The sequence below is a fragment of the Nostoc sp. DedSLP04 genome, from assembly GCF_034530775.1.
GTDB lineage: Bacteria > Cyanobacteriota > Cyanobacteriia > Cyanobacteriales > Nostocaceae > Nostoc.
The window spans coordinates 1-21,462 of the sequence record NZ_JAVRCL010000059.1 but is presented as its reverse complement, the minus strand read 5'-3'; the positions used below and the strand labels follow the sequence as shown (position 1 = coordinate 21,462).

The following is a 21,462-nucleotide window of genomic DNA, read 5'->3' as shown; positions in this document are numbered from 1 at the left end:
TATGCACGAATTTGGAATTACTCAAAATATTGTGGCAATTGTGACTGAACACGCCAAAGGCGCAAAAGTGCAGCGAGTTTTATTAGAAATCGGCAAACTTTCAGCCATTATGCCCGATGCTATCCGATTTTGTTTTGATATTTGCACTCAAGGTACAGTTTTAGCAGGGGCGATATTAGAAATTTTAGAAATTCCCGGTTTAGCAAAATGTCGTCAATGCGGTGCAGAAGTTTATTTAGATAAACCATTTGGTATCTGTAATTGCGGTAGCGTGCAATTAGATTTAATTACTGGTGAAGAACTTAAAATTAAAGAAATAGAAATAGAGGAACTATGTGTGTAACCTGCGGTTGTTCTGATGATGGCGAAACTAAAATTACCAATCTAGAAACAAGTGAAGCTGAACACCACCACCATCATACTCATACTTTACCAGATGGTACTGTCGTCACTCACTCCCACAGTCATGACACTCATATAGAAGCACCTGAAATTCATGCCAAAATACACAACACAACCATATCTTTAGAACAGGATATTTTATCAAAAAATAACCTAATAGCTGCCCAAAATCGGGGATGGTTTAAAGGTCGTAATATTCTCGCTTTAAATTTAATGAGTTCTCCCGGTGCAGGGAAAACAACTCTTTTAACGCAAACTATCAATGATTTAAAGCATCAATTATCTATTAGTGTCATTGAAGGCGACCAAGAAACTGCTAACGATGCTAAAAAAATTAAAGAAACAGGTTCTAAAGTCATCCAAATTAACACTGGAACAGGCTGTCATTTAGATGCCTCAATGATAGACAGGGGTTTACAACAACTGAATCCACCACTGAATTCAGTTGTAATGATTGAAAATGTCGGAAATTTAGTTTGTCCAGCCTTATTTGATTTGGGAGAACAGGCAAAAGTAGTGATTCTCTCCGTCACGGAGGGAGAAGATAAGCCGCTAAAATATCCGCATATATTCCGTGCTAGTAACATCATGATTCTCACGAAAATTGATTTGCTACCTTACCTGCAATTTGATGTTCAAAAGTGCATAGAATATGCTAAAAAAGTAAATCCCAAAATTCAGATTTTTCAGGTTTCTGCAACTACTGGTGCTGGGTTAGAAAATTGGTATGCGTGGCTAACTGCATCATTATAGTAAAAACTCTGCGCCCCTCTGCGTTTCAACTAAAACCTGTCAAATTAAGTCACTGACTTACGAAATCCCTCTGGGGTTTCATCAAAACTGGAAGTATTTTTTCTAATAAGATGATCGCTATATCTCTATAATCTTGCTATCACGTTGAAAAATTTGGAGTAAGAAGCTGAAAAAATGCAAATATAAGAGAATTATCTCGAATTGTATAATGAACTACGATGCAGTTAAACATTTACCAAGCTTTTCTGCTTATTAGTGTTAGCACTTCTACTCTTTTAACTACTCCCGGATGTGCTGCCAATCCTGAACATGTTAAGCAGCTGCTGAATACCAACAAGTGTTTCAACTGCGACTTATCAGGAGCTAACCTTCAGGGAGCTAACTTGTCGCAAGCCAGCCTTTTGGGAGTTAACCTTCAGGGAGCTAACCTTCAGGGAGCTCACTTGTCGCGAGCTTTTTTGTACCAAGCCAACCTTCAGGGAGCTAACCTATCAAAAGCGAAGCTTAACGGAGCTGACTTGTCGGAAGCTACTTTGTACCAAGCAAACCTTCAAGGAGCTTTTTTGTACCAAGCCAGCCTTTTGGGAGCGAACCTTCAGGGAGCTAACTTGTCGCAAGCTACTTTGGACCAAGCTTTTTTGTCCGAAACAAACCTTCAAGGAGCTAACTTGTCGCAAGCTACTTTGTACCAAGCAAACCTGTCAAAAGCGAACCTGTCAAAAGCGAACCTTCAGGAAGCTTTTTTGTCCAAAGCAGACTTTCAAGGAGCCAACCTTCAAGGAGCCAACCTTCAGAAAGCTTTTTTCTTCCAAGCAAACCTTCAAAGAGCCAACCTTCAAGGAGCCAATCTTCAAGAATGCATCTTCCAATACACAATGATGTCTGATGGGAAATTTCATCCTTGATTTTTGTGGTGGTTTTAGCCTTAACTGAACCGTATTGACTTATAGGGTTAGAACTGGCGATGCGTATTCGTTGCAAAGAGTGCGATGATCGCGCTACGCCAGTTTTAGTTTTTGGCCTTAACCCAAGCGTATTGTGGTATAAATGGGTAAGTAAGAAAATCACAAGTTTTTTTACCAGTAAATCAATCACAAAGTCGCTGTAGTTCCTCAACTGTATTTAGGGTTTTGATAGCCTGTTGAATCACTTTTAATCGCTGTAAATCTGTGATTTGGTAAATGATTGGCATTAAATCTAAGCCAGGAGTCCCAAATTTAATCTCCAGTGCCAATTCAATACCTGAATATAATTCCTCTCGTCGTCCGCGTGCTTCTCCTTCACGTAAAATTTCTTGATACCAAGGCGATTCACGCAACACAGCCATATCCCACCTCATGATTTCTTGGACTAGGGCACTCTCTATTACAAACGTAGCAAAAAAAGCCAAAACTGTTTCAAGTTGATTTAATTGTTCATCCTGACGCAGAATTTGCAAGGCTTCTCGAATTACAAACTCGTTTTCACCCCCTTTGAGGATGGGTACAAATGGAATTAAGGATGGTAATGGTGTTTCAAAGACAGTATTTACATCAACTTCCCATAGGTTAATCACCCGATAATCTTGAGTTGCTCTTAAACCTGCAACATTTGATGTATATGTTGTAGGTATTTCTGTGTTAGTTCCTTTAAGAATGTTGATTAATACTGGATAGGTAGGTAAATTATATTTTTCTTCAGCTAGAGCTGCATAAGCACGCATCCGTCGTGGCATTTCCGGTTTATAGCGCAGTTGTAATTCATTGACAACTAGAAATTTTCCATACTGCGGATTCTCGACACGGATAAGTACATCACTTTGTCTACTAACCCACTGAAATTCTGAGTTGAGAATTTCACCTACAATAACATCAGGAATTTGTGTTACCCATTTTACCCAGTTATCGGGTGCAAGACTAATTAGGCGTTTAGTGCTGATATCAGCAGGTTTGGACATAAGCAAGTAGATAAGTTTAGATAATCGCTACTGCACTTTTATTTAGACTACCACTGATACCAATTCAAAATTCAAAATTCAAAATTCAAAATTAAGAAAGCCAGACCAAACAAAGTTTGGGAGTATATATTTGTCGCATTCTTTTTTCAATTTGTATGAATATGGACATTGCGATCGCCTAAATATTTCTGTCTCAAAATACAAAAACTAACCCAATTTACAGTAGTTAGTTATAAGTTAATAACTAACTACATTCAATAAAAAAATAAATTTTATCTCTCATAAAATACAATACCCTGCACTTTAAAAGTACAGGGTGTTAGACAGCGGTAAAGATGATTCCCAGTTTCTATTTACCTCAAAGCCAATCTCGATAAGCTGATATTTCATTTACGCTGATTTCAAACGGCGTTCCTTTGCCGAATGGCGGATAAACGCGGATTTTACCATTGCTAGCAAACCGCTCTAACCGATTACCCAACTGGGGAATATTGCTGACAATATGCCAGTAAGATACTAAGTCAGGGCAGTCAATAATTAATGTGAGGATGGTAGCATTTGTTGTCAGATACCATTGACAATTAGATAACAGTACTCGCGTAATGCGATCGCAGGCTAGATAAAAGCATCTGCCAGCAGACTGTTCTAACTCCATTTGCAGCATTCCATCCTGTTTTGTTACCTCAGCTGGTGGTAAATCATCAGGAGGAAGCAGGTATAGTTTAGAAGACATAATTTCGCACCTCTTGGTTGTAGCGCGTCAAACTCTCTAGGTTTTTTTGCAAATCCGCAGACGAGGGTTTGAGTGCTAGCGTACCTAAATTTAATTCGTCCTGAAATTTCTTGATTTTGTCTCGACAAGTCTCCACATCACCGATAATTGAGTTCTCAATTAAATAATCTTCATCGAAACAAATATTTGTGCGGTCGAATGGTTTTTGGTTGGAATTCGCACTGTTTTGCAATACTTCAGCCGAATTAGCTTTCATTTTCTGGCTAAATTTGCGAACGAAAGGTAACGCCTCACTCACCGCCTCATCGTATGTTTTGCCAACAAAAAAGAAGCGTGCCAGCACTAATTTTTCCGCACCACTAGAATTTAAGGCTCGATATTTGGTAACAGTATCCTTCAATCTCTCTAGAGAAAATGGCGGCCCACCCATCAAGCTGAAGGAATGTTTAGCAGCAAGCTCAATACCGTCATCACCACCAGTGGCAACATACACTGGTATTTGACTTTGCAATGGTTTCGGATAAATCGTTAAGCGATCGCATTGATAATATCGCCCATTAAATGATACATCAGTTTCATATAAGAGCTTTTGAATCAATGCGATCGCCTCTAGCATCTTGGGACGGGATTCACTTGGGAGGGTCGCAAAATGCTTGTTTTGTTGAGGAAAGGGGCCGCCTTTGGCAACTCCAAATAATAATCGTCCATTGCACAAGTTATCCAAAGTGGCAATATCTTCCGCCACCCGAATCGGGTTATGGAATGGCAGCAACACCGCCGCAGTGCCTAATTGGATAGTTGAAGTCAATCCCGCCAAATGTGCCATCAACACCAACATGGACGGGCTGAGATTAGATTCACTAAAATGGTGTTCGCTCACCCACGCTTCCTCAAAACCTAAGCTTTCTGCCTGTTTTACCAGTGCAACTTGCTCAAAGATGGCACGACGAGCATCTTGGTGAAAATTATCGTAATTGCAGAAAATTCCAGTTTTCATTACTTGCGTTGATACTTTATATTCACCGTAGGTGCTGGTTATTCTAGTGGTCGATAGGTTTGTAGTAAGCACAAAGTGTGCTTAAATATTTGAGGAATAAAGTCCTCTCTACAAAATAATTTACCCCTCTTAATTAATGCGATGAATCACTAAGTTGCAACCCACTGCAACTCCAACCATAGGCGTGGGTTGTTCTCTTTGACCTTCGACATCGGATCGCGCAACAATCGCTTGGCATTCATACAGACAACCTGGATTAAACCCATGTTGTCTGCTACTTCTCTGAGTATTTCTTTTTGAGCTTGCACACAGGAAATCATTTCGTCAGAGCAATAAATTCCTATATATTGCAAACGTCTAGCAGGTCGTCCCCAAAAACAGGTGATGACTTTCACATAACACCCATCCAGCAATTCTCCAACTTGCGGGTAGTAATGGTTGACGACTCTTGTGAATTCTTTGGCTAAGATATCTTCAGCAATCATTGGAACTGATATTTCTGTAGCGTCCATCACGCTATTTAATATAACATAGTTTTATCAATTAAATATGACAAAATAGCTGATTAAGCTTAAATAAAAGCTTAAATATGACATAAAAAAAGAGGTGTGCCTCATTTGGCATCACCTCAAATTTGCGTAAAGCATTTTTATACAATTAACTCATGTGGGGTAGGCTGAAAAGCCCGCTCAGTTTATATGGCGGACAAGATGCCCACCCCACAATATTGGATAATTTTTTTCTTGGATTTTCCTAATTGCCAGGTATATTTGTAAAGGTGAGATGCTCCCTAATACTATGATGTTGAATTCCAAGTTTTGAATTTTAATTATTAGCGAGCATTGCGTTCGCAAACTAAGACCTCTGCTATGATTTCCGGCACATTTATAAAGTCCGTAAATCCTTCAGAACTACGGATTGGTGAAATAAATGTATAGTTTGGATCGCACGCTCCAGTGTCATATACTTGAATAAACCACCGATCGGGAAATCCTTCTATACCTAGTTCCACAGTGTACCAACTCTCGCCAATCAGACGAGAGCTAAAGATAGTGAACCACTCTCGGTTCTCTTCTGAAATATTCCAATCTGCCATCAGCAGTTCTAAAGCTATTTGTCCCGCATCCGTTGAAGTCAACAGCATTTTTACTCCTTATTTGCAACTTCAGTATTTGCAACTTCAGTACTGGGAACTTCCGGGTATAAACCTAATTCTTTCGCTAGCTCTCGTGCCACAAAAAATAAAAATTGGGCACCATCTTGATTGCCTTCATGGGCAAACATAGTAGCTACTTGTAACATTGTTTCTACTAAACCGGAATCAATCAATTCGGGTTTAGATTCCAAAATTTCTGGTTCTTGACCATTAGGACATTTAAGTAACTCATCAATCAGATTAAAATACAAGCTTTGGCGTTGTTCTTGGTCTGTCATGGTAATTTTCTTGATTTTAGTAAATTGTGAATAAGTTACTGTTCGATACTTTGGCGCCACAGCCTTTCCAACATTTCAACTTGTTCTTTTAAAACAGCAGCGCGATGAACCAGATATCTGTCGTAAAAGAGAATCCCTAACCCAACACAAATCGGGGTTAACAAGAAGAACCATTGCAGGATAGTGGCAAATTTATATTGTTCAGCAACAGTTAGCATTTGATGAACCACATTGCGATCGAAGGATTGAATGCTAGTCTGAGGGGAATGTGTACCCTCTTTCTGGGGAGCCAAGGCGGGAGCATCTGTAGTTGTGTTGTTAACTTCGTAAGCTAAATTCTGAGATTTTACTAACTCCAGATGTCGCTCCCAAATTATGCCAAATACTACTAGTCCTGGTGAAAGCACTGCTAAGGTAACGACGCAAACTGTAAGAACATTGAATAGTTTGGCTTTCATCTTGGCTCTCCCTTGCTAGGTAGTATGCACCCAGTAAGAAAATATCTTTTGCTGTTTATCTAAAGTAGTTATATATTTCTACCTCTCAAACAGTTTTGATATTAAAATATGTGTAATCGGTAATTTTTACAATCATTAGTTGCCAGTTATTTTTCTCGTCACTACTGACTACTGATTAATAAAAAGTTACCACCATTTTCACAAAACATAGGATTATTCAGTCAGAAAGAACGCACTTGATTCGGGAATCTGGTTTCATCCTCTTCTCAAAAAGAAGATTAAGAAGTCCCCCCTAGTTCACTAAGCTTTCGCTCAGGAATGTTGGGGGGTAGAGGGGAATCTCTGCGTAAATCCTATACGATTTATATCAGCCGCTCTCCACCAAACAGTTTACCCCAGCCCTGTTAAGATTATTAAATTCATTAGAATAGTACTCAAAGCCTGTAATTCATACATGATAAGTCTTATAAAAATTCATTGGGGTATGGGTGCTAGTATTTTTTGGACGGGGTTCTAGTATTTTTGAGGTGGGGTTCTGGGGTTTTTGCACTCAATCTCAAAGCAATGTAGGCAATGGTTAAAGACTGTTTTAGATGCAATTTGGGATTGACAAAATCTGCACTCAAAATAAAATATCAATGTCTCTTGATAAAGATAGACTAATAAATTAGTAAAAGCAATTAAATATTTTAAAATTCAATTATATTTTCAGAATAAATAGAAAATAATGAAAAAATTATTCATCTATACAGAATGATAAAAATTGAATCTCAATCCAAGAGACAATAGTCAGCAATTACAAATGTTAAACTAGAAGAATGGTAAGCTAGCCTCTTCTGAAGTAAGAATCAATGAGAATATCTAATAAAAGTTCTTCCTAAACTTTCATATTTTGTGGTTTAGTTAGAATACATAGTATATGCACTCATTGACATTAAACGGCAAAATAAATACATCAAAGCTTATTGTTATCAGTAAATACTCTGTACTAAGATTTAGGATTTTAGGGGTTAAAGAATGCGGATTGCTCAAGACATCACAGAACTGATTGGACGAACTCCTTTAGTTCAACTGAACAAGATTCCTCAAGCTGAGGGAGTAGTAGCAAGGATAGTTGTTAAATTAGAAGGGATGAACCCAGCGGCTTCGGTGAAAGACCGCATTGGGTTAAGTATGGTACTCTCGGCGGAAGCCGCTGGCTCAATTTTCCCAGGAAAGACCATTTTAGTTGAGCCTACTTCAGGTAATACAGGAATTGCTCTAGCAATGGTAGCAGCAGCGCGTGGCTACCGTTTGATTTTGACCATGCCTGAGACTATGAGCCAAGAACGACGCGCTATGCTTAGAGCTTATGGTGCATCTTTGGAGTTGACACCAGGAACTGAGGGTATGCGGGGAGCAATTCGCAAAGCCGAAGAAATTGTGGCTAATACTCCCAATGCTTTTATGCTGCAACAGTTCTGCAACCCTGCTAATCCCAAAGTTCACCAAGAAACCACCGCTGAAGAAATTTGGACAGATACAGACGGGGAAGTAGATATCGTCATTGCTGGGGTAGGTACTGGTGGGACAATTACTGGGATTGCCGAAGTACTCAAACAGCGCAAACCGACTTTTAAAGCGATCGCAGTTGAACCCAGCAACAGCCCAGTTCTATCTGGTGGTGAAGCTGGGCCACATAAAATTCAAGGTATTGGGGCTGGATTTATCCCAGATGTCCTCCGTTTAGAATTGGTTGATGAAGTAATTAGAGTCAGCGATGAACAAGCGATCGCTTATGGGCGCCGTTTAGCAAAAGAAGAAGGCTTATTATCTGGGATATCCTCTGGTGCAGCTTTGTGCGCTGCAATTCAAGTAGGTAAACGTCCAGAAAATGCCGGACGTTTAATCGTGATGATTCAGCCTTCCTTTGGCGAACGTTATCTCAGCACACCCATGTTTCAAGATTTATCTTTAGAAACTGCTGCGGTGCGTTAATAAGACAGGGGGACAAGAGAGTAATCAACCTCCCTGTCCTTCTCATTTGTCTCTTACATAAAATTAAGGCAACTTACCTTTTGAGGTGCGATCGCATCTCAATATTACGTTATTAGTGCTTCTAACTCTTTGACACTCCCACAGCTGCATAAATATTGCTACGCTCATTCTCCCTAAAAGCAGTGGGATTCTTGTGCGGAATTTGCTTATGTCGGGTTGCCTCTATTACAGGTCTTACAATTCATACTTACCGAATTATTATAGATATAGCGCTTCTAGGTTGAGTGCAATACAGACCTAACAAAAACAGTCCTTACCCTGACAACAAGATTTATTTTCTCGAAACTCTTGCTGTCTCGATGGGTAAAGATTAACATATCTGTGGGCAGAAGCAATATCTCGTTGAATCAACCGTAACAATAGTGAAAACCTTGCGCTGTCTATTTTGAATCTTGTCTAGCAGCAGTTAAACTTGTCTGTATATAGTGACTTAAGACCATTACCTGCTAGGTTATAAATCAGGCACAGACTATACTATAGAAAATTTAGTCAAAATTCTTTACAGCTTTAAAATCAGAGGTATCAATGATTATAACTAATTTTAGCAAACAAAGAAATGAATTTAAGGAATCTAAAGTACTCAAAGCGAAACCACATTGGCAAGGGCAAAATTTGAGCGATACTGCTGTCAAAGGTAAAGATACCAAGATGCGAGATCCTGCACCTGATAGTTCGATTTTGAATAACTTAAATCGCGGTCGAGTTGCTATTTTTATTGATGGCTTAAGCCTGTTCCATACAGCCTTACAACTCGGCATAGAAATTGACTACGTTAAATTGCTTTGTCATTTAACCAGTGGTTCCAGACTGTTGCGTGCTTTTTTCTATACTGGGGTTGATATCAGTAATGAAAAGCAACAGGGTTTTCTCTTGTGGATGCGTCGCAATGGCTATCGCGTAGTAGCAAAGGAACTCGTTGTACCAGCAGAGAATTTTAAAAAATCAAATCTGAACGTAGAAATTGCTGTAGATATGATAACTTTAGCTCCTTATTATGATACAGCGGTTTTAGTCAGTGGCGATGGAGATTTAGCTTATGCTGTAAACGCTGTTAGCAGAATGGGGGTTCGGGTAGAAGTAGTCAGTCTGCAAACAACCACTAGTGAAAGTTTGATTGATGTTGCTGACTGCTTCATTGACCTCGATAGTATTAAAACACACATTCAAAAAGATTCTAATCTTGGCTATAGTTATCGCACAGCGTCAAATTCAAACCTCTAATTAAAAAGAGGTGGAAAGTGGGAGACACAGGGACGCATAAAAGATATCTCTGTGTCTCCCACTCTTTGCTCTGCCCATTTTGCTCGACTCTATATTCAGATGGATATTTTAATAGTTGAAGATGAACCAGAAATTGCTCGTTTAATCGAACTCTCTTTAGAAAAAGAAGGATTTTTTTGTCGCACTAGCCGCGATGGCATGAATGCTTTGCGGATGTTTCAAGAGCAACCACCGGATTTAATTATTCTAGATTTAATGATTCCTGGTTTGGATGGGTTGGAAGTTTGTGCCCGAATTCGCCAGAAACCAGGTGCGAAAGATCCTTACATTTTAATGCTTACTGCTAAGGGTGAAGAAATCGATCGCGTCATTGGTCTGTCTACTGGTGCTGATGATTATATGGTCAAACCCTTTAGCCCCAGAGAGTTAGTAGCTAGGGTGCGGGCACTATTACGGCGTAGCCTCCGCCAAGGAGGACAACATCAAGTCAATCGTACCCAACACTTTATTGTTGATGTAGACCAGCGCACTGCCAGTCGCCAGACGAATTCTCAAGAAGTTGAAATTTTGGACTTAACCACCCTAGAATTTAACTTGCTAACCACCTTTGTCAGTAATCCTGGTCGAGTTTGGAACCGTACCCAACTAATTGATAAACTTTGGGGAGATAATTTTTTTGGCGATGAACGAGTTGTAGATACTCATGTAGCTCGGTTGCGAAAAAAGATTGAACCCGATCCGGCAAATCCGACTTTTATTAAAACTGTTGTTGGGGTTGGCTATAAATTTGAAGATCCTTTGGTAGCGTAAATGTTATGAAGATGGGGCTGAGAGGGCGGCTATTTTTCTCCCACTTAGTAGTAATGATTGTGGGGGTAGCTAGTCTGGTAAGCATCAGCAAAATTTCTTCTCCCCGCTTGTTTGTCTTACATTTGGAAGGATTAGAAAATCAGGGGTTCGACTTAATCGATGTCCGTGCTGAATTGGTGACAGGATTTGAACTTGCTTGGCAACGCAGCACTATTTGGTCAGTCTTAGTCGGTACTACCGCCGCCGGAGGATTGAGTTACTGGGTGTCCAGACGAATTATGCAACGATTGACCGAGATGGAACAAATCACCCAAAAATTTGCTGCTGGTCAGATGGATGCACGACTACCTGTATCTGACATTCCAGAACTTAGTGGATTGAGCAGTAGTTTCAACCGAATGGCAGCCAGTTTAGAAGGCGTAGAAGCGCGGCGGCGAGAAGTGATTGGAGATATGACCCATGAATTACGCACACCATTAACTGTGGTGCGCGGTTATTTGGAAGAACTGGCTGATGGGGAAATTGAAGCGTCTCCTGAAATCTATCGGCGTTTAGCGAAAGAAACTCGACGCTTAGAGCGGTTGGTGAACGATTTGCAAGAACTATCTAAGGCAGAAGCTGGTTATCTACCAATTAATATCCAACGGGTAAATTTGCGTCCGTTGTTAGAGTCATTAGTGGAGAAATTTTCCGACCAACTATTGGAAGATGGGCCAGTTATGCTCTTGCAATGTCCATCTGTGCTACCTCCTGTATTGGCAGATGTTGACCGTACAGAACAGGTGCTAGTTAATCTGCTAGGTAATGCAGTTCGTTACACTAACGAAGGTTCAATTACCATTACTGTTGGGATTGACGCATCTCAACTCTGGATTGCGGTTAGTGATACAGGCATTGGTATCGCTCCAGAAAATTTGCCTCATGTGTTTGAGCGCTTCTGGCGAGCCGATCAATCGCGCGATCGCCATTCGGGAGGTACTGGTATTGGTTTAACTATTTCCCGTCGTTTGATTGAATTACAAGGTGGTCAAATTCAGGTAGAAAGCGAATTGGGAGTTGGCAGTACGTTTCGCTTTTTTCTGCCTTTGGTTTGAGACAAAACCTTCAATTCCGAGGGATTGACACAAGCTAGTCATGGCTGTGTCATACCCAATTGCTAATTTGAAAGTATCCAAAATTCTAGCTTGTTGATGAATGCCAGGATTTTAGAAATGCATAGAGTGTAACATTATGTCTACTTTTATTTTGGCTGCTTTTTTGGTTAGTTTACTCAGTGCTTCAGGTTATGCTGCGATCGCCTACCTGTTTCCTCAAAATCGCTCATTAAAATAATTCGTAATTCGTAATTCGTAATTCGTAGTTAAAAATTGAATTACGAACTTGTACTGAGCGTAGCCGAAGTATTAGTAATTAGTTAATCTCCTTTCTCAATAATTCTGGAATTTGAGAAGGACGTTCAGCTACTGTAACTTCCGCTTCTTTTAAAGCGGCTAATTTACTTTGGGCTGTGCCAAAGTCAGGGTCGCGTCCGATAACTGTTGCTAAAGTCCCAGTTTGACGCCAAGTTTTTCCTGGTGGTGCAAGTCTTCCTGCAATGTAGGCAATTACTGGTTTATCAATTGCTTCAGCAATATACCGCGCTGCTGCTTCTTCACTACCACCACCAGGTTGACCGACTAAAACGATCGCTTCTGTGGTTTCATCCTCATCGAGAATTTGCAGCCATTGCAAAAATGAGGAACCGACGATCGCATCACTACCAATACTGACACTAATTGACTGCCCTAAACCTGCTTTTGTTAATTCGTAGGCAATTTCGTAGGTGAGGGTGCTGCTACGACTAACGATCCCCACTGTTCCAGGGGTATAAAATTCGCTGGGTTGAGTTCCTAAAAGAATTTTTCCCGGTACAATGATCCCCGGACTATTTGGCCCGATTACCAAAGTTTCACAAGCTTCGGCTTTGCGGAGTAATTGCACCATATCCAAAGGCGGCACACCAGCAGTAATAATAATAATCTGGCGAATATTAGATGCGATCGCTTCTAATGCTGCATCTAAAACATCATAAGGATCTACACAAATAATTGTGGTGTCAATTGCCCCAAATTGTTCTATTACTTCCTCTACTAAATCAAATACTGGCAGTCCATGCAATTCCTGTCCGCCGCATCCAGGATTGACACCAGCTACTAAATTCGTGCCATAAGCTTTCATTTGATCGACATGAGTGCTTGATATAAATTCACAAAAGCCTTGAATTAAAACTTTACTTTCTGGCGTTAGGTTCATAAAAAATTACCGTAAGTTTGATAACCCAGCGCTTTGAACTACTGGGCATAGAAACAACACATTTACAGTGTCGTATTGATTCAATTTTTACTGAAATTCCAAAAATGAGTCTGGAAGCTAAGTGTTCCAAAAGTGAGAAAACGCGCCCCTAGCTAGAAATATTCAGTTTGAATGTACTATATAATTTAGTCCCAGAAAGCAAAGCTGTATTTAATTTGAGCATCAAGTTCAACAATTTATACCCGACGGTAAAAACTAATAATTTTTGATTTTTGAATTGTCACAAAATGACATTCACTATCTTTTATTAGCCGTTGGTTTAGCAAGGAGAACTGCTGCTGCCACTGCCTCATCTAAATTTTCTACCACAACAAGCGCATCGGTGTGGGTTTTTAGTGTTGTCAAATATTTTCTCGCAGTGTTAAATTCAGAACCCGCAAGCCGGACAACTAAGGATGGAAAATTAAGCTGTCGCCGTTTACTACCATTAGAACGTACAACCTGTGATTGAAGTTCGCTGTCGTCTTGCTGCACAACTCTAGCTATAACTTCAGCCACTTCCTCGGTTTGCGGAATGCTACCCAGAAAGTTAATTAGTATTACTTGAATGCTTTTATCAGCCTCCAGCATTTTCAAACCTGTTTCTAGGCGATCGCGGAAGGTAGTTGGTGTAGTATCTGTAAGAAAAGCATGACGTAGATTCAAACAAACACCTGGATTGCCACCAGCATTTGCAACTAAATCTAAAGTTGCCATCACTGAACCAGTACCGTTACCTAAAATACCGATTTTTCCATGCATTTGTACACCATCCCAGTCGCCCAAAATACCGTTAATTTCAGTAGTGGTATGACGACTGATAATTTTTGCTGCCATCTCGGCCAGATCGGGATGACGCTTGATCGACCGTTCGTTGACCCTGACTTTACCATTAAGAGCCATAACTTGACTAGTAGTACTGACTGCCAAGGGATTAATTTCGACTAAATCCAGGTCTTTTTGGACAAATAAGTGGTACATCTTTTCCACAACGCTGCTTACTGACTGCATCAGCGTTCCTTGCAAACCCATTTTCAAAGCCAATCGTCGGGCATAAAATGGTGAGAATTCCTGTTCTACGACAACGTAGTGCATTCTTTCCCCAGCCGATTCCCAATCGATATCTGCTTCTTTGCAACCTAAAAGTACCGGTCGGCAGGCAGCAGTATCTAAAACTACTGCTAGATAAAATTCTTGGTTGGCGTCGTATCTAGATTCTGCCAGTACAACTTCCGGCAATTCACCCCAAATTGGTAAACTAAAGATATTTTGAGCAGCTGCGATCGCATCGATAGTCGTTTGGGCAAATCTGACTCCACCAGCTTTTGCCCGTTCCGCTCCGTGGACTTGAGATTTCAGTACAATTGGATAGCGAATTTTTAACCGTTTCAAATCTGTAGGATGGTCAATTCGTTGGGAAGGCAATACCGGGATGCCTATCTTCGCAAACCATTCTTTAACTTGGTACTCTAATAAATCCATTGATACACCTTGTATTGACACTTTCCAAGATTTTGGTTATTCCTGTCTTGATATTTTGCAGCACCTTTATTGCAGAATTAACCTTTTTGCAGCTATAAAAACTTATTTTTCACGGATCAATTTTATCGAATTCAGCAAATTCAGCATATTAATTTTGATAGTCAACTTGTTTGTGACAGGGCCACAACACATAATTAATCTCCTCAGTAAGTTTCCCAGCATAGAAGATAACTAGCTTTTTTGTCAAAACCCTCTGACATAGCATCGTTTTCTTAACCTTTAGATAATTTGGTAAAAATTGTTCTGCAACTAGCATTTTGCAAAGCAGTAGCTTTTGTGAGTTTAATTATCGCAAAGTAATGCAGTGAAAATACCCAAATCTTCTATTATTCCCATTTTTTATTTTTAATTTATATCTGAAGACAGATTATTTAATTTTGTATCTAGCGCTGTAAAAATGTATCGGCACGAACAATAATTACTTTTTTAATTTTTGGTGAAAAGTCAGAATTTGTGTTAGAAAGTTGGTCGTTCAGATTCTCAGGCTGTGGTTGATTAAACTGTGCATTTGCATTCAACAAATCTAAAAAGTTCATTTCATCCCCTTAAAGATAATCAAAACAATATAGAGTTCAGCGGGAAAGCTGTATGAAAGTAGCAGTCCAGCAGGAAGATTTACAGCTTTTAGCCAAAACTTTGCAAGAACAATTACTTGTAGAAGTCTCAACCGCTGAAGTCTTCGAGGTTAAGTGCGTCGTCAATAAAGGCGAGCTAATGATTTTAACGCAACACGCGTCAGATGTAATCGTTGACGCTCAACTAATTTTTGCAGTCATTGAGGAGGTACTTCAGTCTCTAGCACCCCACAAAGAGCAACGGGTGCAATGTTTCCTCAGAGTTTTTGGCGAACAACTCCCTTATGCTAAATGTTTCTTGGCGTTGAAGCCGACGGGAGGATGGGTAGCAGAGGGAGATGAGGAAGTACAAAAAGATGAGGAAGTAATATTCCCCTCATCATCTCTGACATATTCTCCATTAATCAATGAGAGCGAAGAAGAAAAAGAAGAAGAACTGTTTGACCCGTTTGCAGATGTGCCGAATTTCTCGGCTTCAAAGCCAGGATTCCAGGTCAAACCTATCCTCCTGGGTGCAGCGTTGGTGGGAATTATAGTTTTAGGCGGTGGTGCTTACTTATTGACTCGCCCTTGCGTGATGTCTGAGTGTAAGGAAATACAAAACGCCGAGCAAGTAAAAACAAAATCTCCACAACTAATGCGCCGCGCCAAGTCTGAAAAAGAATTAGTTGCTCTACAACAGCAACTTGCAGCAGCCAGCACAGACCTGAATGTAATTCCTAGTTGGTCGCCTCGTTACCAGCTGTCACAGGAACTAAAAGCAAGTTTATCTGGGCGATCGCAAAAAATCGATCGGGTGGTCAAAGCTTTGCAAACGGCATCTTTGGCGACACAAAAAGTTCAAACTCCAGCATCTAGCTTAGAGGAATTACAAACTAGGCAACACTTATGGCGACAGGCTATAGCGCCACTAGAAAGTATAAGTTCTAGTAGTGAACTCTATGGGCTAGTGCAGGGTAAATTACTGAATTATCGTGTCCGTTTGCACACTGTAAATCAACAGATATTTATTGAGGAAAAATGGCTAAAAAAACTAACAATGGCAAAAGGTGTAGCTGTTGCAGCTGAGAAGCAAGAAGCTGCTGCTAAATCCTTGAATGACTGGCAAAAGGCGCAGTCTACTTGGCTGGTGGTAATTAATGCCTTGAATACGATTCCCCGAAATAGCGTTGGATATCAAGAAGCCCAAAAGCTGTTGCTAGATTATAAACCTAAGTTAGTATTAGTACGCGATCGCGCTACTAAAGAACAATTAGCTGTTAAAACCTACCAACAGGCCCTTACCACTGCCAAGCAAGCCAAAGTTTATGAACAACAAAAACAATGGCAAGCAGCGGCGATATATTGGGAGCAGGCTTTGCAAACTGCTAAAAAAGTTCCCCAAGATAGCTTGTACTACACTCAGGCTCAGTCTCTCATCGAACCCTATTCATCTGCGCTCAAACAAACACAAGAAAAAGTACAAGTTGTTAGTAGTTTGCAACAAACCCGCGCTGACTTAGATAAGACTTGTATTAATGGAATTCGGATTTGCACCTTTAGCATAGACAATGCAGAAATTATTGTCCGACTAACTTCTGAGTATGACCAAATAAGGCAAAATAACTTGGCTAATCCTTATTCTCAGAATTCGGATACTGCTGTTGACGTTACCAATCACTTGCAAATCTTACGCGAAGCCCTAGCCGTAATTGGTGAAAATGCCAATCTGTCCCTTTTTCTTTATGATTCCCAAGGTCAGGTAATTTATACGCGGACTTTAGGCGGGTAAGTAAAATACCGATTGAAGTATAAAGGATGAATTGTACATTAACTAATTATTTGTCAATTTAACAAAATACTGCTACAGCATTTCAAATACCTAAAACCCTGACATAGTAAGGATTATGTCAGGGTTTTTCCTATTTCAGGAAAATAGCGATCGCACCAGTGGCTAAAAGTTGCAGATTTTAAAGCGGGCGATGGGACTCGAACCCACGACGTTCACCATGGGAAGATGACATTCTACCACTGAATTACACCCGCAAATTACTAACATAAACTTATGCCTAAAATTAAGCATACCACTATTTACAGCTGTTTTCAATTGGCTAGAAAATACACTATTTTGACAACTACTGATGCATGAGTCTTATAGCTGTTCAGATTAGGAAATTTTTTTAGCTAGCTGATGACGACACTTATTACAATATTTAACTAAAGAACAATTTCCTCGCCTCGCTCCGTGAAGCGAACCTCTTTAATATTCCATTGAGCATTACTCGTTAAGGTTTTGCGGAGACTGCCAAACAGAGCAAACTGTTCGCAACTAGAAAGAGAACTTATTTGCCGCTTTGACTCAGGAGATATTCGTAAATCAACTGTAGCAATGCCATTTTTGATGTTGACACGATACCCAGACAAGCTAAAGTCGCTTGTATCTCGTTTTTCTAAGATTTTACTTACGACATTTGTCACTGGTTCCTCGGCTGGTACTGAAATCTTTTCTGGAATTAGCTTTTGACATTGGATATCACTTGTGTATAGTGTTACGTTAGTAGTTTTGCTAGTGGCAACCTTAGAAGTTGGTGAGGAAGGCGTATTTTCCTTTGGTGAGGAAGGCGTATTTTCCTTAGAAGATTCTTGATTAGGAAACTTTTCTCTCAACTGAGCTACGCTAGGAATTTGGCTGGGAGACTGAGAAGGTAGGCTATTCGTCGGTGCTGGTACTGTAGTAGGGTATGAAGTTGCGCTGTTAATATTACCTGCGGTAGGGTTAGAACTACAACTACCGAGGCTCACAACCATTGTCACAAAAATAGGGGATAAAAAATATCTCTTGATTGTGTTCATAAATTTTGCTTATAAATAATGTTATTTATTTCAGTGTCGTTGGTATTAATTCCGCATAAATTCGTGAATATTGAGCCAGTCTATAAAGTGTCAACCAAAAACCTTTTAAAGTCAAATTTTATACTATTCACTAAAATTACAACATTTGCTATTCAAGGATCTATGTCTGACAACATTAGGGATACAATAAACTAGATAATTACTGGAACCAGTAGCACTGCATCTGCACCTGCTGCTTGTGCTAAATAAATTTGGCAAGAGTAAAATCAACTCCTTGCAAAATATTAGAAAGACTTGTGCTTTTAGATTACTGATTAAAAGTAAATTACTAGTTTTCACTACTTTTTTGCTTCGTCAATTGCTGCACTAATAATTGTACTCCCAAAGCCAACAAACCAATTGCCACTATAGCAAAAATCCCGCTACCTAAAGCAACTACACCAACTACCAGAGTACGAACAGCAGAAGAAATCTTTACCACCAATGGATTGATTGAATGGATCGGTTTACTAGCAAAATTTGTCGCGATCGCAATCATCAGCGAATAGGCTGCAAATGCCATTCCTCCAGAAATCGCCGCCCCAGTAAAACAGCGTAACGGACTAGCTGTCACCTGTTCTTTAGCATTTGTTTGCGGCGTTAGATTTTGGTCATTCATAATATTTAGATTTTAGATGTTAGATTTTGGATTGGAGCATTAGGAATAATTATTGTTTGTCATTTAAATTGCATCTTTGCGTTTTTTTGATGATTTGAACTATGCAACTTAAAAGCTCATTCATCAGCTTATTGCCCATACTTCATTAACAATAAAGATTTATTTAAATTGAAGATGCCACCTGAATACCATGTGTAATTGTCCGAGTCACAAACAATTCTAAGTCTTCATCAAGAATTGCTTCCCTAGCTTGCAGTTTGACTTGTTCTGCCTGCTGCTGAGACTCAACAAGAGTAAAAACTGTTGGCCCAGAACCAGACATCATTGTTCCTAAAACACCTTCTTGATTTGCAAACATTTCTCGCAACTGCAAGACTTGCGGATAGGCTGGCAATACGACACTCTCTAAATCATTGTGCAGTTTTTGGGCAATTTTTCTGGCATCTTTATCCAGAATAGCTTTTACTATAGCCCCTGAATGAACTGCATTAGCACGCGCTTCCAAATTTTTGCTATCTCTAATATAAGAATGACCAAACTGCTGTCGATAGGTTTTGTATGCCCAAGGTGTGGAAACTTCCAGACTGCGGTATTTCCCCAATACTATATATATGTTATCTAAACTCGGCAGGGGAGAAAGTTGCTCACCCCTACCTGTTGCGATCGCAGTTCCACCCGCTACACAAAAAGGTACATCTGAACCAAGTGTACTTGCCAACTCCTCTAATTCTGACTGAGTTAGCCCCAACTTCCATAATAAATCTATCCCCACCAACACAGCTGCTGCATTTGTCGAACCCCCAGCCAACCCAGCAGCTACAGGAATCTGCTTATTAACGGTAATCTCCACACCCCCATATTTAGCAAAGGCTTCGGGAAATTGCCTTACCATTAATTCTGCTGCGCGGTATGCCAGATTACTTTTATCTGTCGGTACTTGTGGGTGGTTGCAGTGAACACGAATGCTGTCAGTGCTGAGAGAACGCACATCAATTTTGTCTGCAAGTCCGATACTTTGAAGTATCATGGCTAACTCGTGATAACCATCAGGGCGATCGCCAATGATTTCCAAATACAAGTTGATTTTAGCAGGGGCAATTAGGCTGTAGGAACGCATTTTCTAGAAGTGGGGAATGGGGAATGGGGAATGAAGAAGGAGGAATGGGAAAAATCTGCCTTGTTCCCTACTCCCTACTTTCTACTCCCAGTTCATTTGCTAAAATTACCCATTGCTGAACGCTGAGGTCTTCGGCTCTAGCTTGGGGATTTATTTTTAATTGTTCCAGTAAGTGGCTCAGGCGATCGCGTTCTATAACTGATTGCAAATTATTTCGTAACATTTTGCGCTTGGCACCAAACCCCAATTTTAAGAAATTCTCTAATTGTCGGGGATTAAGTGCTGGTATTTCTATTTTTCGGGGACGCAATCGCACCACTGCTGAATCGACTTTTGGCGGTGGATGGAATGCGGCGGCTGGGACTGTGCAGATCAACTCACACTCAGCCAAATATTGTACCCGCACACTCAACGCCCCAAAAGCTTTTGATCCTGCTTTAGCATACAATCTTTCTGCGACTTCTTTTTGTACCAGTAACACTATTGAGTCAAATGGTTCGGGGTTGGGGTTAGCGATCGTACCCAGTAGTTTCTCAATAATTGGCCCTGTAATGTTGTAAGGAATATTGGCTACTACCTTATTTGGCTTTTGGAAATTAGGAAAGGCTAGTAGATTAGATGGTAAATCTAGGGTGAGAAAATCGCCTTGCAGCAATAGGAAAGTTTTAGTCTTACCGAGTTGCTTTGATAACAGTTGACATAAATCGCGGTCTATTTCAACTGCAATCATAGATTCTACTAAGGGCAATAACTGACGAGTTAGAATGCCAGTGCCAGGCCCAATTTCTAGGACGCGATCGCTTTGTGTACACTCAGCTGCTTTAATAATTGCGTCGAGCGCCTTTTCACTTTTGAGCCAATGTTGAGCAAAGACCTTACGCGGTCGGATCATCTGTATTTATTGCCTAGTCTAATTTTTAGCTGTTTATCAAAAATTCATTATAAATTTTGAAGTCCCTATACAGCGCTAGATTTACTGTAACGCCTATCTTCTCCTCCAAACGCTTTGCGATCGTAGTCATGGCGATCGCGTAAATGTCCATATAAGCGTCACCTGTAGGATGGGAGTCTTAAACCGCAACCTTCGCAACAACTATGCTTTTAATATAATTAATTCGAGCATTTGGATTCAAGATACATACCTCTAGCAAGACTACCTCCTGCCTTTTTGAATAATCATTAATTACTTAATTTGCATCAGATCCCATTTAGATTTAGAGACAAGCAACGTGCATTATTCACACACTCAGGTTTAGCCACTTCGTTCTCGCCTCCCTCCTGTTGCTTAACCTATTAACCTGAAAGCAAGTCCAGGCAAGCGATTTGCCATTTTAGAAAAAAAATAAATTTACCCCTTGACAAACTAGGGGATGACTAGTTACTCTAGTTAAGTGGAAAGGCGAAAGACGCCAAAACCACCGCTGAACCTGTAAAACATAATACTTTGAAAGCTTAAGAAAAAACCAATCCTCGTCAAAAGATTTTGCTTTTGGTAAATCCAAAAGGATAGTCAAAATTAATAACAGGATTCCGGGAAATATTTTTTTCGGAGCCACAAACTCGAAACACAACAAAACGGAGAGTTTGATCCTGGCTCAGGATGAACGCTGGCGGTATGCTTAACAC

22 protein-coding genes and 1 tRNA gene are annotated in these 21,462 nt (G+C 40.1%); 8 read left to right on the top strand and 15 right to left on the bottom strand.

All coding sequences use genetic code 11. The annotated features are described in order from the left end of the window. The first annotated feature begins 1 nt into the window (after position 1). The 3 genes from hypA (at position 2) to RMX89_RS26850 (ending at position 2,060) form a co-directional block, all read left to right on the top strand. Positions 2-343 (top strand): hydrogenase maturation nickel metallochaperone HypA, encoded by a 342-nt coding sequence (gene hypA / locus RMX89_RS26860; RefSeq protein ID WP_322691065.1) that lies wholly within the window; start codon positions 2-4, stop codon positions 341-343. Continuing rightward, on the top strand, positions 334-1,155 hold the full coding sequence (gene hypB, locus RMX89_RS26855; protein WP_322691064.1) for a hydrogenase nickel incorporation protein HypB: 822 nt from the start codon (positions 334-336) through the stop codon (positions 1,153-1,155). Before hypA ends, hypB begins: the two co-directional genes overlap by 10 nt. 218 nt (positions 1,156-1,373) lie before the next feature. Then, positions 1,374-2,060 carry a pentapeptide repeat-containing protein gene (locus RMX89_RS26850; RefSeq protein ID WP_322691063.1) on the top strand — a complete coding sequence of 229 codons (687 nt, stop codon included), beginning with the start codon at positions 1,374-1,376 and terminating at the stop codon, positions 2,058-2,060. 182 nt (positions 2,061-2,242) lie between these two features. On the opposite strand, the gene RMX89_RS26845 is transcribed toward RMX89_RS26850, so the two are convergent. From RMX89_RS26845 to RMX89_RS26815, 7 genes are all read right to left on the bottom strand, one after another. Then, positions 2,243-3,091: an Rpn family recombination-promoting nuclease/putative transposase gene (locus RMX89_RS26845; RefSeq protein WP_322691062.1), complete on the bottom strand. Its 849-nt coding sequence runs from the start codon at positions 3,089-3,091 to the stop codon at positions 2,243-2,245. A gap of 358 nt (positions 3,092-3,449) precedes the next feature. Beyond that, positions 3,450-3,824 carry a hypothetical protein gene (locus RMX89_RS26840; protein ID WP_322691061.1) on the bottom strand — a complete coding sequence of 125 codons (375 nt, stop codon included), beginning with the start codon at positions 3,822-3,824 and terminating at the stop codon, positions 3,450-3,452. Then, positions 3,814-4,821: an LLM class flavin-dependent oxidoreductase gene (locus RMX89_RS26835; protein WP_322691060.1), complete on the bottom strand. Its 1,008-nt coding sequence runs from the start codon at positions 4,819-4,821 to the stop codon at positions 3,814-3,816. The genes RMX89_RS26840 and RMX89_RS26835 overlap by 11 nt, the downstream gene beginning before the upstream one ends. A gap of 149 nt (positions 4,822-4,970) precedes the next feature. Next, positions 4,971-5,333, bottom strand: a complete 363-nt coding sequence (locus RMX89_RS26830; RefSeq protein ID WP_069068421.1) for a hypothetical protein — start codon at positions 5,331-5,333, stop codon at positions 4,971-4,973. 320 nt (positions 5,334-5,653) lie between these two features. Beyond that, positions 5,654-5,965 carry a hypothetical protein gene (locus RMX89_RS26825; RefSeq protein ID WP_322674505.1) on the bottom strand — a complete coding sequence of 104 codons (312 nt, stop codon included), beginning with the start codon at positions 5,963-5,965 and terminating at the stop codon, positions 5,654-5,656. Positions 5,966-5,967: 2 nt separating this feature from the next. Continuing rightward, a complete protein-coding gene (locus tag RMX89_RS26820) occupies positions 5,968-6,255 on the bottom strand; it encodes a hypothetical protein (protein ID WP_322674506.1) in 288 nt (95 codons plus the stop codon). A gap of 35 nt (positions 6,256-6,290) precedes the next feature. After that, positions 6,291-6,713: a hypothetical protein gene (locus tag RMX89_RS26815; RefSeq protein WP_322674507.1), complete on the bottom strand. Its 423-nt coding sequence runs from the start codon at positions 6,711-6,713 to the stop codon at positions 6,291-6,293. Positions 6,714-7,730: 1,017 nt separating this feature from the next. Between RMX89_RS26815 and cysK the strand changes: the two genes are divergently transcribed. From cysK to RMX89_RS26795, 4 genes are all read left to right on the top strand, one after another. Continuing rightward, positions 7,731-8,690, top strand: a complete 960-nt coding sequence (cysK, locus tag RMX89_RS26810) for a cysteine synthase A (protein ID WP_322691059.1) — start codon at positions 7,731-7,733, stop codon at positions 8,688-8,690. 585 nt (positions 8,691-9,275) lie between these two features. After that, complete coding sequence (locus RMX89_RS26805; protein WP_322683944.1) at positions 9,276-9,971, top strand: NYN domain-containing protein; 696 nt, start codon at positions 9,276-9,278, stop codon at positions 9,969-9,971. 99 nt (positions 9,972-10,070) lie between these two features. After that, on the top strand, positions 10,071-10,781 hold the full coding sequence (locus tag RMX89_RS26800) for a response regulator transcription factor (protein ID WP_322674510.1): 711 nt from the start codon (positions 10,071-10,073) through the stop codon (positions 10,779-10,781). A gap of 5 nt (positions 10,782-10,786) precedes the next feature. Then, positions 10,787-11,875, top strand: coding sequence for a HAMP domain-containing sensor histidine kinase (locus RMX89_RS26795; RefSeq protein WP_322691058.1), 1,089 nt, complete (start codon positions 10,787-10,789; stop codon positions 11,873-11,875). A 316-nt stretch (positions 11,876-12,191) separates the two neighbouring features. Here RMX89_RS26795 and RMX89_RS26790 read toward each other — a convergent pair whose 3' ends face one another. The 3 genes from RMX89_RS26790 to RMX89_RS26780 all read right to left on the bottom strand — a co-directional run bounded on the left by RMX89_RS26790 (position 12,192) and on the right by RMX89_RS26780 (position 15,190). Further along, positions 12,192-13,073: a CoA-binding protein gene (locus RMX89_RS26790; protein WP_322674512.1), complete on the bottom strand. Its 882-nt coding sequence runs from the start codon at positions 13,071-13,073 to the stop codon at positions 12,192-12,194. Between the two features lie 297 nt (positions 13,074-13,370). Continuing rightward, complete coding sequence (locus tag RMX89_RS26785; protein ID WP_322674513.1) at positions 13,371-14,594, bottom strand: succinate--CoA ligase subunit beta; 1,224 nt, start codon at positions 14,592-14,594, stop codon at positions 13,371-13,373. 443 nt (positions 14,595-15,037) lie between these two features. Continuing rightward, the gene (locus tag RMX89_RS26780) at positions 15,038-15,190 is read right to left on the bottom strand and encodes a hypothetical protein (RefSeq protein WP_322691057.1); all 153 of its coding nucleotides are present in this window, start codon (positions 15,188-15,190) and stop codon (positions 15,038-15,040) included. Positions 15,191-15,242: 52 nt separating this feature from the next. Here RMX89_RS26780 and RMX89_RS26775 point away from each other — a divergent pair, with 52 nt between their 5' ends. Then, positions 15,243-17,000 (top strand): hypothetical protein, encoded by a 1,758-nt coding sequence (locus tag RMX89_RS26775; protein WP_322691056.1) that lies wholly within the window; start codon positions 15,243-15,245, stop codon positions 16,998-17,000. 182 nt (positions 17,001-17,182) lie between these two features. Here RMX89_RS26775 and RMX89_RS26770 read toward each other — a convergent pair. The 5 genes from RMX89_RS26770 to rsmA form a co-directional block, all read right to left on the bottom strand. Beyond that, positions 17,183-17,254: transfer RNA gene (locus RMX89_RS26770), tRNA-Gly, on the bottom strand. 171 nt (positions 17,255-17,425) lie between these two features. Continuing rightward, entirely contained in the window at positions 17,426-18,061 is a 636-nt protein-coding gene (locus tag RMX89_RS26765; protein ID WP_322691055.1) for a sporulation/spore germination protein, read from the bottom strand. A gap of 328 nt (positions 18,062-18,389) precedes the next feature. Continuing rightward, positions 18,390-18,719 carry a DUF3082 domain-containing protein gene (locus RMX89_RS26760; protein WP_322674528.1) on the bottom strand — a complete coding sequence of 110 codons (330 nt, stop codon included), beginning with the start codon at positions 18,717-18,719 and terminating at the stop codon, positions 18,390-18,392. A 163-nt stretch (positions 18,720-18,882) separates the two neighbouring features. Beyond that, positions 18,883-19,836, bottom strand: coding sequence for a 4-(cytidine 5'-diphospho)-2-C-methyl-D-erythritol kinase (gene ispE / locus RMX89_RS26755; RefSeq protein WP_322691054.1), 954 nt, complete (start codon positions 19,834-19,836; stop codon positions 18,883-18,885). A 67-nt stretch (positions 19,837-19,903) separates the two neighbouring features. Continuing rightward, complete coding sequence (gene rsmA / locus RMX89_RS26750) at positions 19,904-20,728, bottom strand: 16S rRNA (adenine(1518)-N(6)/adenine(1519)-N(6))-dimethyltransferase RsmA (protein ID WP_322691053.1); 825 nt, start codon at positions 20,726-20,728, stop codon at positions 19,904-19,906. Between the last annotated feature and the right edge of the window lie 734 nt (positions 20,729-21,462).